We start from the raw sequence: 15,061 nt of genomic DNA on the forward strand, positions 1-15,061 counted from the left end.
GAGTCAAGGTTTTATCCGGTAGCGGTTCACCGGACGGCCTACCGTTCCATATTGAATATCAATGACGACCGATCCTTCTTTCTGAAGATATTCCAGATACCTCCTTGCCGTGACACGGGCTGCCCCGATCGCTTCAGCCGCTTCCTCCGCCGACAGTGGGTGCGTCGAGGATTTCAATACATGGACCACCTGTTTCAGTGTCTGCTCATTCAATCCCTTAGGAAGCACCTTATTTTCTGCTGGGACTGTCGATCCAAACAGCTCATCCAGCTGGGTCTGACTGAGCTCTCCATTTCCAATCACAGCCGTCCGGTAGGTCCTGTACTTTTCCAGTGCGTGCTGCAGCCGTTCAAATTTGAACGGCTTGATGATGTAGTCAATCACTCCGTACTGATACATCGTCCGAATGGTTTCTTTCTCTTTTGAAGCCGTAATAGCAATCACATCCGCTTGAACACCGTTCGCACGGAGTTCTTTCAATGTCTCTACTCCATCCAATTCAGGCATGTACACATCGATGACAATCAGCTGAGGGTTATGTCGGGAGGCAAGTGCAACACCCTCTTTTCCATTGGAAGCAATGGCCTGCACCTTGTAAGGTGGCACCTTTTCAATGAACTGCCGGTTGACTTCCTGAACCATTGGATCATCTTCGATCAAAAGAACTTCAAGCGTTTCTAACTGTCTGCTCATCCTGTCCCTCCTCGATGATAAGTGGTACATCAATGATGATGGTTGTTCCCTGTCCCTCCGCAGATTTCACGGTTATTTTTCCTATGGCTTGATCCACGAGGTTTTTGACAAGATACAACCCAATGCCGGACCCATGATCTCCCTTCGTGGAAAAGCCTTTTTTATACATCTGCCGGCTGACCGAAGGGCTCATCCCCATCCCGTTATCTTCAACGATGATGGAGCACGTTTCGTCGTCCTGTATAACTGTAACCCGGATCGTTTTTTCATCCTGTTGGATCCCTTCAAAGGAGTGAAAGGCATTTTCAATCAGATTTCCCAATATAAGCACCAGGTCATGATGGTCCCAGAGCGGGGGAAATACCATCAATCCGCTTTCTTCCTCTACAGAAACATCAATCCCTAATTCCTTTCCTCTGGCAATTTTACTCAGAAGGAGGCCGGCGATGCTGTAATCCTGGAAGGTGGCCAGAAGGGAACGTGACAGCTTCTCCTGTTTTTCTGATGTGTCAAATACATACTGCAGGGCTGCATCGTTCTGTTCCAGCTGAATCATACCGGCGATAGTATGAAGCTTATTGCGATGCTCGTGGTTTTGTACCCGCAGGGCATCAACAAAAGCTTTCACTCCTGTCAGTTCTTCAGCGAGCTGTGTCACCTCGGTCCGATCCTGAAAGATCAAAACGGCTCCTTCATATCGATCCTCTACTTTGATCGGAATACACGTAGCAAGAAGAAGCTTCATCCCTGCACGGATCTCACGATTCAACACAGGCTCTCCACCAGCAAGGACATGGCCGAGTTTCAGACCAGGGACGATAGTATGTATAGAATGCCCTGTCGGTGAGCCCGTAACATCCAGCAGGGACCTTGCCCTTTGGTTGATTAATGTCACTTTTCCAGCCGTATCCACAGTCACGATTCCTTCATTCATGGCTTCGAAGGCTGCCGTCCGTTCTTCATAAAGCTGAACAATTTCGTGAGGCTCCAAAGCAAACATCTGCTCCTTTAAATGACGCGCAAGCAGCCAGGATCCGGCCATCCCGAATAGAGAGGTGAGGAGAAGAACAAGGCTTATTTCGTTTTTCATTTCCCATATGACCGCTCTCATGGAGGGAAGGATTTCACCGACAATCACGACACCGATCTGCTCATGGTTCTCATCCATTACAGGGACAAACCCGCGCACGGCTGTCCCCGATTCTCCTTTCGCTTTGGAGGTATAACTGTGTTCAGCAAAGGCCGGTCCTTCATCTCTTCCGGAAGACAACGTGCCCAGATTTTCCTCGACAGGGTGCGAGTAGCGGATCCGGTTCATGTTCAAAACTACGATGTAGTTCGACTGGTAGACGGTACGCATCTGTTCGACCAGAGGTTGAATGTTCTCCCAGCCCCTGGGTTCTTTGAGATGGCTCTGAATTTCAGGAAGGCTTGCGATGGTCTGTCCGGTCAACAGCGCCCGTTCTCCCAGTTCTTCTTCTTTTGTTTCGACCGTATGACCGACAATGAGAATTCCACCGATCAATAATGAGAAAAGGACCATACCAAACGATAGAATGGTAATCTTCCAGCGAATCGGCATGCGTTTCAATGACATGAATCTGCTCCTTTCCCCTTTTGTTCTTCCAGTGTATCATCTTCCAGACAAATTATGGTACACTTGTGTAAACGATTTCAGAGGGGTGCTGTCATTGAGAACGTTCGCACTCATTTCTCTCTTTATATGCAGCGGAGTGCTGGCGGCTTTCGTTTTCGGTTTTGACCTCAGAGATACCGTACAAACGCTGGAATATGATGATGAACAGGAAGGCCTGGAAGATCAGGTCGTCATCAAATTCAGCCATGTCACGTCTGAACACACACCAAAAGGTTTGGCCGCGCGTAAGTTTGCGGAGCTCGTGGAAGCACGTACAAATGGCACCGTGTCAGTAGAAATCTATGCCAATGGGGCGTTGTATAACGATCAGGACGAACAGCAGGCTCTCAAAGAAAACCGTGTACAGATAATTGCTCCTGCTACGTCTAAGCTCACTTCAGAGTATCCCGATTTTCAAATTCTGGACCTCCCTTATGCTTTCTCTTCCTATGAAGAAGTTAGAAAAGCTTATGAGGGTACAATCGGGCGGACGCTGCTTGCTGAATTGAACAAATCAGAAATGAGAGGAATGGGATTCTGGTATAACGGCTTCAAACAAATGACGAGTACCAGTGAGTCTCTCCTTCATCCGAGCGATTTTGAACGGATGCATTTCCGCAGAATGCCGAGTCCGGTGATCGAAAGGCAGTTTCAAGCCCTGGACGCAAGTACAAGTCTGCTGCCCTTTAATAAAACCTACGAAAACCTGCATGTTGAATTTATCAATGGCCAGGAAAATACCACGTCCAACATTTATACGAAAAAGCTCTACGAGACACAAGATCACTTAACCATCAGCAACCATGGCTATCTCGGCTACATCGTCCTTACAAATGAAACCTTCTGGAAGAACCTGTCCGACGAACAACGAGAAATCATTGAAACATCCATGGAGGATGCAACGGAATGGATCCGCCGCCATTCTATTGAAACGAACGATGCCCACCTCAGGGAATTAAAGCGCACCGACTCGATCAGCATCCATTATTTAAATCAAGAGCAGCAGAACATATGGCGGCAGGCGCTCGAACCCGTCTACATAGAAACAGAAGCATTCGTGGGCAGAGAATTGATGCAGGAACTTGATCAAATCACCGACCAGTGAAGGAGGCGTACAAATGAAAACGATTTTCGTAGCCGGCCACGCCAAACTCCCAGCAGGGATGGCCGCCAATCATATCTCGGAATCTTTAACACTGACGCTTGAAGTGGACAGAAAGTATGGCGTCATCGTCGATGCTTCCTGTACACTTGCTACAGAACACGGACGAAGTTTCGTCAAAGCGTTACTGAAAGGCTACAGTTTACAGGACGGTGTGGAAGAGCCTGCAGCTGAATTAAAAACAGGATATCTGGGTAAAGCAGGGAACGCTCTCGAAGCCTCCCTTAAAGACGCACATAAGCAGTACCTTCTCCATCAATAATGGTTTAGTATGTAAAACCCCGTACAATGATTCAATCATTGTACGGGGTTTTTTTATTGGATTGTGCACGACCTCCGCTTTCCTTAGAGGCGACTGCACCGGAAATCATTCCAAAGAACGGATAAACACTATTAACGAGGTTTCTTTACTCAGCTTATCGAAACACGTTCCCGTCCCAGGCCGGGCAGATTTTCAGCAATTTCCTTCCCGATTTCCAACGAAGCAGTAGCTGCCGGGGAAGGGGCGTTGCATACGTGAACCGTCCGTTTCCCTGGAATAATATAAAAATCGTCCACGAGCTTTCCATTTTTCAACATCGCCTGTGCGCGTACACCGGCATCCGTCGGTACAATATCTTCCGCGTTGATTTCGGGAACGAGACGCTGCAGGCTCTTCACAAAGCTTTCCTTATGGAAGGAGCGGACCATCTCTTTCATCCCCTCCCTCATATTGGCTCCTGCAAGCTTCCAAAAACCAGGGAACGTTAAAACCTCTTTCATGTCCTTCCAGTCCATGTCCACTTTGCGATAACCTTCCCGTTTAAGACTCAGCACCGCATTCGGCCCGGCATGAACGCCCCCATCCATCATTTTCGTTAAATGAACCCCTAAGAAAGGGAAGTCCGGGTTGGGAATCGGATAGATTAAGCCTTTGACGAGGTGACGTTTTTCCGGCACCAATTTAAAATATTCCCCGCGGAACGGAACAATCTTCACATCCGTATGAATGCCGCTCATCGCTGTCATCCGATCACTGAACAGCCCCGCACAGTTGACCATATACCGGGAATGAATGGTACATCCGGGTGTCTCGATGATAACCTCATCCTTTTTTTCTACAATATCCTGGACAGGAGAACCGAGAAAAACATCGGCTCCTCCTTTTTTCAATTGTTCCATAAGCTTCCGGCTGACCTCTTTATAGTCGACAATGCCTGTCGTCGGCACCTTCAATCCAGACAGCCCATTCACATGAGGCTCTACATCATGAAGCTCCTCCTGCGAAAGTCTTGTCACATGCAGCCCATTCTGCCCCACCCGTTCATATAGAGCTTCCATCCGCGGCAGTTCCTCGGGCTCTGTGGCCACAAGCACTTTCCCACACACGTCGTGGGGAATCTCATGCTCCTCGCAGAACCTCACCATGGAATTTCTGCCTTGAACGGCCATTCTAGCTTTGAGACTGCCGGGCTTATAATACACACCTGAATGGATCACTCCGCTGTTCCGACCAGTTTGATGAGCCGCAATTTCCGTTTCTTTTTCCACAATCGCGATAGAAGCTTGCGGTTCTTTGTTTTGTAATGCGTACGCTGTCGAGAGCCCGACAATACCAGCCCCGATAATCACATAATCATACATATAGAAGCCCCCTGCCTTTTACTTGGAAAATCGTCCCCGCTGTCGGAGAAGCTCTCTGTGGAGATCGGTATTCTTCTCAAAAGCTCCGCGTCCGTGCAGCCAGAAGCGGTTGTTCAGCATCACCAGATCTCCTGTTGGAAGTTCAAGCTCCACTAAGTTTTCCGAGTTCTCCATTGAATGGGATAGATCTTTTAAATACTGTGCCTGTGTGATCGTTTCTGGATAGACGAATTGGTCAATAAAGCAGATGCACGGCTCATTGTTCCACGTATAAAAGGTCTCCCTCTGCACGTCCTCACTTACATTTTTACTTGCAGGTGCCTTGTACGTAAACGGATAATCCGCCAGCGCATGACTTCTGTAGTAATCCAGGTCCTCCCACTCATCCAAATGAAGAAGGCGTGAATTTCCACCGGTGGCATTCTCCTCTTCTATCTTCATCATGAGCAGCCAGTCCGTCGGCTCATCGACATACGTCCCGTCCGTATGAAGGGTAAACCTCCGGTAAGCCTGTCGCAGGTAGGAATCACTGTCATCCGTATGCTGGACAGAAAAACGAGCGTAATATTTTTTCGACATCGCATCAAAATTCGGAATACCTGCCAGGTGTGAAAACGCAGTTGAAAATTTCACATAATCCTGAGTATCCATCGTCGTTCCCTGGACACCTGTGGTAAAACCTCCGGATCTTCTGTCATTCAGAATAGACGTCACATACTTTTGGAAATCTTCATCCAACACGTTTACTAAAGCTTGAGCCGTCAACAGCCGCTGGTAAGGAATATACTCCAGCTGTTCATCACTGATATCTTTCACGTCCTCTAAAAACTTCCGAACCGCCTCTGTCTCCAATTCAATCGTATACAAACGTTCATGCTTTTCATGAGGGCGGATCGTATATCCGTTTCCTGAAAAAACCGGCATTTGTTCTTTTCTAACGTCTACAGCACACATAAACATTCCCCTTTTTTATTATAGAGTAGGTTTTCCATCCAGGCCTGGATATGAAAAAAAGCCAGTCTTCCCCATAAAGGAAAACTGGCTTTAAACTGCGGATGGTCTCCGGATCATGGAGATGGAGCAGTTTTAACAGTTTGATATTGCTACAACGTTCATGGCAGACCGAACGGAAAAGGGGATACCTTTTTTAAGGTCTGCTTTCTATTTCTAAGGTTATATCTTTTACAATTTTCTGTCAACATGTAAATATCCATTAGAAAGGAACGACTACATATAAACTTATCATTATATGAGGATGTTAAGTGACCAAATATATAACTACAGGAATCGTAAGAATGCTGATAAGGGTTGTAAAAAGAGTTGAACTTGTAACCGTTTGTGGCTCTGTCTGGAATTGAATGGCGTACATCGTTGTATTGGCAGCGGTAGGAGTAGCTGCCATAATGATCATGATCTGTTTCATTAAAGGATCAACAGGCATTCCCCATACGATGACAGCTGCAATAGCTGGAGCTGCGATAAGCTTGATAATTAGAGCTGTTGATACTTTTCGATATTCCAAGCCTGTCACTTTTATATTGGCCAGCTGCATTCCTAAAGTCAGCATGATTAAAGGGATGGCCGCACCTGCAATTAAATCCACCCCACCCTCCAGTCCACCGATGCTGAGGTCAAAGGTCTGAAAGAGATATCCGATCAACGCCCCATAAACCATTGGCATACGGCGGACGGAACGGAGTGCGGCTTTCACACCACTTCCACCCTCTCCCCCTTTAGCTGCATAATAAACTCCTAAAGTACTCATAAGCAGCTGTTGGAGAACCATGAGTACAATAGCTGTATCCATCCCTGTAGTTCCGAATAAAAATAAAACCAACGGCGTTCCGTAGTTTCCATTGTTCGTAAATGCACAGGATAGCACCAACCCACATCTTTCTTTCTCCGAGTATCCTCTGACTTTTGATAAAATGGTTACAATAGCAATAATCGTTACACAAAGCCCGAGCATATAAATGGAAATATAAACATAGGAGAATGTAATGGTTTCTTCATAAAAAGTCTGGAACACGAGAAAAGGGACAAGGATATAAAGCGCTAATTTCGAGAAGGCTGACGTATCAAACTGCAGAATCTTCTGAGCTGCAAAACCAATGCCGAAAACGAGGAAAATGGGCAGCAGAATTGTAATAAATTCCATCATCTTTCTCCTATAATTTAAATTAAGAAAGGGAGTCACCATGACTCCCTTTCCCTTTACAAGTTAAATACGACAATTTTTTCTTCTGTCATTTCTTCAATAGCGTAGCGTGGACCTTCTTTTCCAGTCCCGCTTTTTTTGACTCCACCATACGGCATATGATCAACACGGTACCCTGACGTGTCATTGATGATCAGTCCGCCTACATGAATACGATCAGCTGCGTACATTGCCAAAGCTAAATTATTTGTGAACAGGCCTGCTTGAAGACCATATTCAGAATCATTAACAAGAGAGATGACTTCATCTTCGTTTGTATAAGGCTGAACCGCTACAACCGGACCAAATACCTCTTGTCTGCAAACCTTCATATCGGCATGAACATGAGAGAGGACCGTTGGGTGGTAAAAAACGCCCTCACGCTTTCCGCCGGTTTCAACAACAGCTCCTTCTGCAACCGCTTCGTTCACCCATTTTTCAACCCGAATGGCTTCTTCTTCTGCAATCATCGGCCCCATTTGGGTGGCGGAATCCAAAGGGTCACCTAACTTGATCCGGGAAGTTGCTTCTTTCACTTTCTCCATAAACACCTCATAGACATCCCTATGCACATAGACACGTTGAACAGAGATACACACCTGCCCGGCATTGTTAAAACTTTTCTGAGCCACAAGTTGAGCCGCTTGATTGACATCGGCATCGTTATGCACAATAGTGGCCGAGTTATTGCCAAGCTCAAGAGCGGTATCTCTAAGTCCGGCTTCCCTGCGGATCTGCTCCCCCACCTGTGGACTTCCTGTAAAAGTAAACATGTTTACTTCCTGGTTAGCGGTAAGCAATGGACCAACTTCACGTCCTTCTCCAGTGAGAACATTTAGTCTTCCTTTCGGCAGCCCGGCTTCCTCAAAGAGTTTAGTAAGTAATAATGCAGATAATGGCGTTTCTTCTGCGGGTTTCAAAACGACACTGTTCCCTGCTGCAATAGCAGGACCAACTTTATGACAGACAAGGTTTAAAGGAACATTAAAGGGCGTAATGGCTGCCACAACACCGACAGGATACCTTCTTGTAAAGGCTTTGCGATTTTCTGATCCCGGGGCAGCTTCAACTGGAATTTCCTCGCCATGAATCCGCTTTGCTTCTTCCGCAGAATTTTCTAAAGTCAGGGCTGACCGGCCGACTTCTCCTCTTGCTTCATTGATTGGCTTCCCTACTTCTTTAGCTATGATTTCTGCAAATTCCTCTGTATGCTCTCTCAGTAACTGAGCGACTTTTAACAACACTTCATAGCGGTCGTATAGGGAGAAAGGAACACCTTGAGCCTGTTTCGCTGCAGCGACAGCCTTGTTCACATCAGCTGCTGTACTGACTGCCGTTTCCCCTACCTTTGCTTGGTTGTATTTGTTCCATACATTCAATGTTTGTTCTGTCCCACACCACTCTCCATCAATAAATAATCCAAACGAATAACTTGTAGTGACGCTATTCATCATAACAACCTCCTTATATGTTATAACGTTACGATCTTTTCTTTTATGGAAAATTCATTGGCTTTACCAACACTACCGAATACATCGATCTTTTCTTTCACTTTTTCTTTCATATGCTCACGACCAGCACCAAGCGAATCAGCCAGTACAATATCCTCTGGATGATCTTGCAAGTACCCTTTTACGCCCCTTGTAAAGGCTTGACGCAGCTCAGTGTCCACATTTATTTTAGCGATTCCCATCGTAATAGCTTTCTGGACTTGTTCATCAGGTACATCTGAACCTCCGTGAAGAACAATCGGACGTTTGACGGCCTGGGATATTTCTTTCAACCGTTCAAACCGTAGATTCGGAGTTTGTTTATAAATTCCATGAGCTGTCCCAATCGATACTGCTAAATAATCAACATCCGTTTCATTTACAAAATTCACAGCTTCTTCTGTTGTTGTAATCAATGCATCTTTCTCATCAACCGTAATATCATCCTCTGTTCCGCCAATTTTCCCAATTTCACCTTCACTGCCTATACCCAGCGCCCGTGCTGCTTCAACGACCTGTTTCGTGATTCTCGTATTCTCCTGGAATGTTAATCCGGACCCATCAAACATGACAGACTGAAATCCTGCTTGAACAGCTTCCATTGTCTGTTCATACTGCCGGCTGTGATCGAGGTGGATGCAGACAGGCACAGAAACATTCCTGGCAAACGCATCTACCATTTCTTTCATAGGCTGTAGTCCTAATGTTTGAATCACTTTCTGTCCAATCTGAATCATCACAGGGGATTGTTTTTCTTCGGCTGCATCTAAAATAGCTAGAATTGTTTCCGCGTTATGAGCACTGAAGGCACCGATTCCGTATTGGTTCTCATAGGCATGGGTCAATAAAGTTTTTCCATCTACAAATGGCACAGAAGACCACTCCTTTTATCTTTTCAGTTCAAGGCTGTAATGATATTGATCATTGCGGTATTTCGTTTTCGTATACTCGATAGGCCGTTCGTTCACACCAAAACTTAATCGCGTCATTTCAAGTAAAGCTTCTCCACCCCTTATTCCGAGGGCATCCGCTTCATCGATGGTTGCATTAATCGCTGCTATTTTTTCACTAGCTCTATTTAAGTAAATATTATAGTTTTCAAGAATTTCATAGTACCGTGCTTCATCAAGGTTGTGCTTGATAAGAATTTCACCAATTTCCTTTGGCCAGCATGTACGTTCCAGTGCTACAGGAATTTCATCGGCCAGCCGTATTCGTTCTATAAGCAGGATAGGTTCATCATCTTTAATCTCCAACATGGATTTTTCGTGATGCAGATTAGATTTGAATTCTGCGCGGATCAGCTTACTGCGAGGCGTTTGTCCCCGTTCCAGCACCTCTTCTGCAAAACCTTTCAACTGACTGAGATTCCCGCTCAATTTCCGAGGTTTCACTATAGTACCGCGTCCTTGTTTCTTTTCCACCAATCCTTCCTGGACCAGGATGGATACGGCCTGGCGAATGGTTGTGCGGCTGACATCAAATTCTTTCATAAGTTCTTGTTCGGTAGGGATGAGTTTATCGGCTTCCCACTGACCATTCTGAATTCGGTCAATAAATAATTCTTTCAATTGTAAATATAGGGCCAGATCTTTGTTCGGGTTAATTTTAGTATTCACTATAATGGACTCTCCTTTTTGAAAGCGGAGGGTAAGTAGGGCGGTCACCTCCCATCAGAGGGGCCAGCCATTCATAATAGGCATTCCTGTCTTTAATGAACGCTGCCGGCAGCAATCGTTCACCCTCAGCTATGACTGTTTCAAGTTTCACAGGTATAATCTCTATTGTATAACAAACATCTGATCTGCGCCCAACAGCAGCCATCACTTCATCAAAATCCTGAAGTACCCAATTCCCACCTTCTTTCCCAATCCGATAAGCTTCATTTGAATCTATGGTGGATAACGCAGAAGTATCGGCCCGTTGATTCATGCCCAGCAATTCAGCTCTGGTATTCACATTCAATTCCTTACCAATAAACTCACTGATCTGCTTAGAAATGCCACCAAGAACTGCCCTTCCATCTACATGATTGAGTTCAATCTGACTGCCTTCTTCCCATTGAACACCTTCACTGACAACGATAAGAGCATATCCAAAGCCGTCCAGAGCCTGTTGAACGGTCTTCAGCAGCTGATGGCGATTCAATGGTTGTTCTGGAAGAGCAGTAAAATGAGGCCCCTCTTCTTCATATTCCTTCCAAGCCCCGGCCGCAGCAGCCAGCCAGCCCGCATTCCGTCCCATCGTTTCAAGCACACGTACCTGCTCGAAATTTTTCATAGAGTACAAATCCCTGCTTAAATCTTTGGTCGTTTTAGCAATGTACTTCGCTGCACTGGCAAATCCCGGTGCATGATCTGTCCCACCCAGGTCATTGTCCACTGTTTTGGGAAGCCCAATGACTTGAAGCGGCCAGCCCTGCCGCTCCGCTTCTTGTTTCACTTTGAAAAGGGCTTCCATTGTGCCATTTCCTCCAATAAACACGAGCGTATCGATATGATTCTTCTTAAGAGACCGAACGGCTTCACAAATTTCTTTCTTTTCAAATGGGTACCGACCTGATTGCAAGCAGGCTCCTGGAACATAGCGATTTTCTTTAATCCATTCCACCATTTCTTCATCTCCAGCCAGGAAGTTTTCTTCCACCAGTCCCTGGTATCCTCCTTCAATGAAGGTTAATCGACATCGCTCTTTTACACTGTCCACAAAACCAGCCAGAGTGGCATTAATAACAGCTGTAGGGCCACCTGCCTGTCCTACTGCGACGTGTTTCATCTGGTGTCCTCCTTATTCTTTTGTATATACGATCGTTTCAAGACCCAGTTGACGCCCCAGTTCCTCAAGCTCTTCTACGACATCTTCATAAACAAGAGCATAATGAGGCTCAAACCCTTCTTCCATTAAACTGTAAAGGGTGTTGTTGATATCTGTCTCTAATTCTACTTCCACCGATGTACCGTTGAACCGCTTAGGGGTATCCAATGCATTACCACGCATAATAAGGAGTCGATAACCTTCCGGAGTGTAGCTGACACGGAACATGGTGACTTGACCTGGTTTCAAACCAAACTCCATCGTAAATCCAAGTTTGCGATTCGGATGAACCCCGGGTCTGGCTCCTTGATCCGGGTGGGCAAGCGAATAGGCTCCTGCCCCACAATGCCAGAAAACCACCGAATTACTAGCTTCATTCACATGAACCATGTCGCCCAAGTACGGAGATTTTCCGCCGCTCAATTGCTGAAGGATGAACATAGAAACCGACCCATGTATATCTGATTCGCAGGAAGAGACAATCCCATCTTCTGTGAACTGTGAAAGTGTGGAACATGCAGCAGCTCCCAATTCATTAAAGAATTCCGGCCAGCAGCGGATTGCTAATCCTGATAACTGCTCCTTATCTACGATGGATTCTACATAAGTTGTGAACTGAGCAAACCTTTGGACCGTTTCGTCATTTCTATTTAAGCCAATGACTTGCTGCTGCGCCCGATCGACAGCATGCTCCCATTCCACTTCTGTTAGTTTCTTAGATTCTTCAAAGGCTTTCATTAAATCAACCTGCTTCACTTCCACTCCTAATTGTTTGTGAAGCATTTCTTCGTCTGTTCCAGAGAAAAAGAAACCCGGAGGATGTTCTCCAATGACACCTATCTTGAAATCTCTTAAATCCTGAATCATCTGCTGAACTTTTAAGTATTTGGTTAAGCGAGTACGGATTTGTGCTTCTTCGGGATTACCAAAAAGAAAGGAATACGGATGTCCCGCACATTTCAAGACGTGACTGGTACTGTTACCACCTGTTAAAGAATTCAATCGAAGCCGGCCATTGATGCTTGGTTCGCGGATCGACCATACCATCACCGGCGCCTGAACCTGCTTGATCAACGTTTCTACAAATTCTCCATCAGCGAATGTGACACTTTGATAGATTGATACTCCAACCTCTTCTTCAGGAATCGCTTTCAAAAAATCATTCAAATCATCTGGTGAAGTAAGAATCCCCTCCGGTTCAATTACTTCAACCCCAAGATCATTCAACATTTCCGAACTTTTTTCCCTTTGAATTTCTCCTGCTTCTAGATCAAACGTCTTTCTTCCAATTGGAAGATATAACACTTTCATAGTCATTGATCTGTCCCACCTTTATCTCTGTTTGAAAACATCATAACATACGTACCTACCTTTAAACAAAGGTTATTACCTTTATTTTTCGATCGTATACTCTGCCCTTATTTTCTTATAGAGATCAGCATATTCAGATCCCTTTCTATAGAATACAGGCGGCTGTCCCAGCGGCGCCTCCACTTCAACATTCCCACCTGTAAATTCCTCTCCAGTCCATAAATGAATCCACACTACATCTGGGAGATACACACGCCAGTGACTTACAGATTCCTCATAAACTGGAGCTACAAGGATGTCTCTCCCCAGCATGTATTGGTATTGGATATCATAAGTTTTTTCATCAGATTCAAACTCCATAAATAAAGGACGTTGGACAGGAATTCCTTTTTCTGCATTCTCCTTCACAATTTCTTTAAGGTAAGGAGCTAATGCGGTATGAATATCTGTCATGCGTACGAAAGCATCCATCGTTTCTTCATCACGATCATACTGGTGGCTGTCTGTTGGACGGTTACCTTCATGACTTCTCATGACAGGGGTGAAAGCAGCAAGTTCAAGCCATCGCAATAGTAACTCTTTCGAGCGTTTATTCCCATGTAAACTTGTGTACCCGCCTATGTCACTATGATGAAGACCGTTCCCCGTTAACCCCGCTGAGAGAGCTGCTGGAATCACAGAAGCAATTCCATCATCAAGATCCCAGTTAACACTTTGATCACCTGCCCACAGTAGACGGCAGTATTTTTGACTTCCTGTATAGCCAGCACGCATGAAGTACACAATTTCTTCTGTTTTATCAGCTTCATCGACTGCTTCAAAATTAACTCTGGCCCATAACGCAGGCCAGGCATTATGCATCAGCATGGCAGGCTCACCATTGAAGAGTTTGGCATCTGTCGGAAGGTATTCTCCAAAGTCCGCCATCCATCCATCTAATCCGAAATCAATCATATAGATTTGAATGACACGTTTATACCATTCGAAAGCGTCTGGGTTGGTCAAGTCTACAATTCCACAGTCAAACTCTCCAAAATCGACTAGGTAAATGTCATCTTTTTGATTCAGCACAAAGTAGTTTTTCGCAGCAGCTTCTTGATACAGCGGTCCATCAAGAATTAAATATGGGTTGATGTAGCCTAGAAAACGAATGCCCTGCTCTTTCCATTCTTTAAGCTTTTGATCCAGACCAGGATATTCATTCGCATCCCACTGCCAGTTCCAGTTCAACCGACGTCCAAAGGAAGTGAAACGTTTCCCCTGCCAGTCCTGAGCCCATACAGCGCCCACCTTCAATCCTTTTTCCCGGGCCTCATCTATTTTTTTCTGAACAGCATCCGTTCCTCCCTGCATCCCCAGCCATATTCCATCATACGTCCATTCTGGAAGCTCCGGCTGCCTTCCAAGATGCTTCGTTAAACGAGAAACCAGCTCTTTAAAATCCGCTCCTGTTTCAAACATGATGTGTTCAGGAACTTCCCACATTTGCAGCTCATGATATTGATCTTTACGGAAATCAAAATCTGCGTAAGCTGTCGTATCGACATGACAGAAGTATTTCTTAGAGGAAAGGTACGTTGGCTGCGGAAAATTCGTATGATAATAATCGCCGCCTGCTTTGTCATGAACATCCGCAAGAAATGTCGTATACGTCTTTTTATTTCTTCCTACGCCAGGTTCTGAAGTCCATAACGGGAAGTTTTTGCCACGCAGGTTCAAATGAGACATCTGCTCCCCACATCCATAGATCTTCTCATCAGAATCAGCGGCAATCCGGATCCAAAAACGGCTGTACGTCTCACGATCACCAGAAAAAGTTAGTTTTAAATTATGGTCTTTGTAGAGGAAATCCACTGTTAACACTTCTGTGTCTGCAGGCGTTCTTTTAAAGTCTATTTGAAAACCATCATCTCTTTTTCGGCTTATTTCGTAAGTCTTCAACCCAAACCTTTCCACAACATAATCTTCAATATGATAATTCCCTCGATACATCTCAATAGTCTCTTCCCCGCTTCCGACATATAAACATGGAGAAGCTGGGGAATGCTTAAAAATAGTTTTACTGTCCAATGTAACCTCAAAGGTTCCCCCATTAGTGTGAATGTCCAATCCTTGCTTTAGTTTCGTCTGCATAA

The 15,061-nt window shown here is 45.3% G+C and carries 13 protein-coding genes; 2 read left to right on the plus strand and 11 right to left on the minus strand.

What is annotated here, in order from left to right:
* Positions 1-3 precede the first annotated feature (3 nt).
* Both QMA39_RS09700 and QMA39_RS09705 read right to left on the minus strand, forming a co-directional pair.
* Positions 4-693, minus strand: coding sequence for a response regulator (locus QMA39_RS09700; RefSeq protein WP_027954988.1), 690 nt, complete (start codon positions 691-693; stop codon positions 4-6).
* On the minus strand, positions 668-2,290 hold the full coding sequence (locus QMA39_RS09705; protein WP_281658562.1) for a sensor histidine kinase: 1,623 nt from the start codon (positions 2,288-2,290) through the stop codon (positions 668-670). The genes QMA39_RS09700 and QMA39_RS09705 overlap by 26 nt, the downstream gene beginning before the upstream one ends.
* 94 nt (positions 2,291-2,384) lie before the next feature.
* On the opposite strand from QMA39_RS09705, the gene QMA39_RS09710 reads away from it, so the two are divergent.
* Together QMA39_RS09710 and QMA39_RS09715 are read left to right on the plus strand one after the other, a co-directional pair.
* Positions 2,385-3,434 carry a DctP family TRAP transporter solute-binding subunit gene (locus QMA39_RS09710; protein ID WP_281658563.1) on the plus strand — a complete coding sequence of 350 codons (1,050 nt, stop codon included), beginning with the start codon at positions 2,385-2,387 and terminating at the stop codon, positions 3,432-3,434.
* Between the two features lie 13 nt (positions 3,435-3,447).
* Positions 3,448-3,753 carry a DUF3870 domain-containing protein gene (locus tag QMA39_RS09715; RefSeq protein WP_027954985.1) on the plus strand — a complete coding sequence of 102 codons (306 nt, stop codon included), beginning with the start codon at positions 3,448-3,450 and terminating at the stop codon, positions 3,751-3,753.
* 149 nt (positions 3,754-3,902) lie between these two features.
* Here the strand turns inward: QMA39_RS09715 and lhgO are convergent, their stop codons facing one another.
* The 9 genes from lhgO to QMA39_RS09760 all read right to left on the minus strand — a co-directional run bounded on the left by lhgO (position 3,903) and on the right by QMA39_RS09760 (position 15,059).
* Entirely contained in the window at positions 3,903-5,114 is a 1,212-nt protein-coding gene (gene lhgO / locus QMA39_RS09720) for an L-2-hydroxyglutarate oxidase (protein WP_281658564.1), read from the minus strand.
* Positions 5,115-5,132: 18 nt separating this feature from the next.
* Positions 5,133-6,068 (minus strand): glutarate dioxygenase GlaH, encoded by a 936-nt coding sequence (glaH, locus tag QMA39_RS09725; RefSeq protein WP_281658565.1) that lies wholly within the window; start codon positions 6,066-6,068, stop codon positions 5,133-5,135.
* Between the two features lie 304 nt (positions 6,069-6,372).
* Positions 6,373-7,272: an AEC family transporter gene (locus QMA39_RS09730; protein WP_281658566.1), complete on the minus strand. Its 900-nt coding sequence runs from the start codon at positions 7,270-7,272 to the stop codon at positions 6,373-6,375.
* Positions 7,273-7,328: 56 nt separating this feature from the next.
* Positions 7,329-8,762, minus strand: coding sequence for an aldehyde dehydrogenase family protein (locus QMA39_RS09735; RefSeq protein ID WP_281658567.1), 1,434 nt, complete (start codon positions 8,760-8,762; stop codon positions 7,329-7,331).
* 20 nt (positions 8,763-8,782) lie between these two features.
* Positions 8,783-9,673 carry a class II fructose-bisphosphate aldolase gene (locus tag QMA39_RS09740; RefSeq protein ID WP_281658568.1) on the minus strand — a complete coding sequence of 297 codons (891 nt, stop codon included), beginning with the start codon at positions 9,671-9,673 and terminating at the stop codon, positions 8,783-8,785.
* A gap of 15 nt (positions 9,674-9,688) precedes the next feature.
* A complete protein-coding gene (locus QMA39_RS09745) occupies positions 9,689-10,420 on the minus strand; it encodes a GntR family transcriptional regulator (RefSeq protein ID WP_281658569.1) in 732 nt (243 codons plus the stop codon).
* Complete coding sequence (locus QMA39_RS09750) at positions 10,410-11,576, minus strand: diphosphate--fructose-6-phosphate 1-phosphotransferase (protein WP_281658570.1); 1,167 nt, start codon at positions 11,574-11,576, stop codon at positions 10,410-10,412. The genes QMA39_RS09745 and QMA39_RS09750 overlap by 11 nt, the downstream gene beginning before the upstream one ends.
* Positions 11,577-11,588: 12 nt before the next feature.
* On the minus strand, positions 11,589-12,932 hold the full coding sequence (locus tag QMA39_RS09755) for a hypothetical protein (RefSeq protein WP_281658571.1): 1,344 nt from the start codon (positions 12,930-12,932) through the stop codon (positions 11,589-11,591).
* 75 nt (positions 12,933-13,007) lie between these two features.
* Positions 13,008-15,059, minus strand: a complete 2,052-nt coding sequence (locus QMA39_RS09760) for an alpha-glucosidase (protein ID WP_281658572.1) — start codon at positions 15,057-15,059, stop codon at positions 13,008-13,010.
* Positions 15,060-15,061: the final 2 nt, after the last annotated feature.

Origin of the sequence: Halobacillus sp. Cin3, assembly GCF_947311855.1 — a bacterium.
GTDB classification, from domain to species: Bacteria; Bacillota; Bacilli; order Bacillales; family Halobacillaceae; genus Halobacillus; species Halobacillus kuroshimensis.

Coding starts and splice junctions, on each gene's coding strand:
- QMA39_RS09730 (WP_281658566.1), bottom strand. CDS start 7,272: ATGGAATTTATTACAATTCTGCTGCCCATTTTCCTCGTTTTCGGCATT.
- QMA39_RS09750 (WP_281658570.1), bottom strand. CDS start 11,576: ATGAAACACGTCGCAGTAGGACAGGCAGGTGGCCCTACAGCTGTTATT.
- glaH (WP_281658565.1), bottom strand. CDS start 6,068: ATGTGTGCTGTAGACGTTAGAAAAGAACAAATGCCGGTTTTTTCAGGA.
- QMA39_RS09715 (WP_027954985.1), top strand. CDS start 3,448: ATGAAAACGATTTTCGTAGCCGGCCACGCCAAACTCCCAGCAGGGATG.
- lhgO (WP_281658564.1), bottom strand. CDS start 5,114: ATGTATGATTATGTGATTATCGGGGCTGGTATTGTCGGGCTCTCGACA.
- QMA39_RS09760 (WP_281658572.1), bottom strand. CDS start 15,059: ATGCAGACGAAACTAAAGCAAGGATTGGACATTCACACTAATGGGGGA.
- QMA39_RS09755 (WP_281658571.1), bottom strand. CDS start 12,932: ATGACTATGAAAGTGTTATATCTTCCAATTGGAAGAAAGACGTTTGAT.
- QMA39_RS09735 (WP_281658567.1), bottom strand. CDS start 8,762: ATGAATAGCGTCACTACAAGTTATTCGTTTGGATTATTTATTGATGGA.
- QMA39_RS09705 (WP_281658562.1), bottom strand. CDS start 2,290: ATGTCATTGAAACGCATGCCGATTCGCTGGAAGATTACCATTCTATCG.
- QMA39_RS09700 (WP_027954988.1), bottom strand. CDS start 693: ATGAGCAGACAGTTAGAAACGCTTGAAGTTCTTTTGATCGAAGATGAT.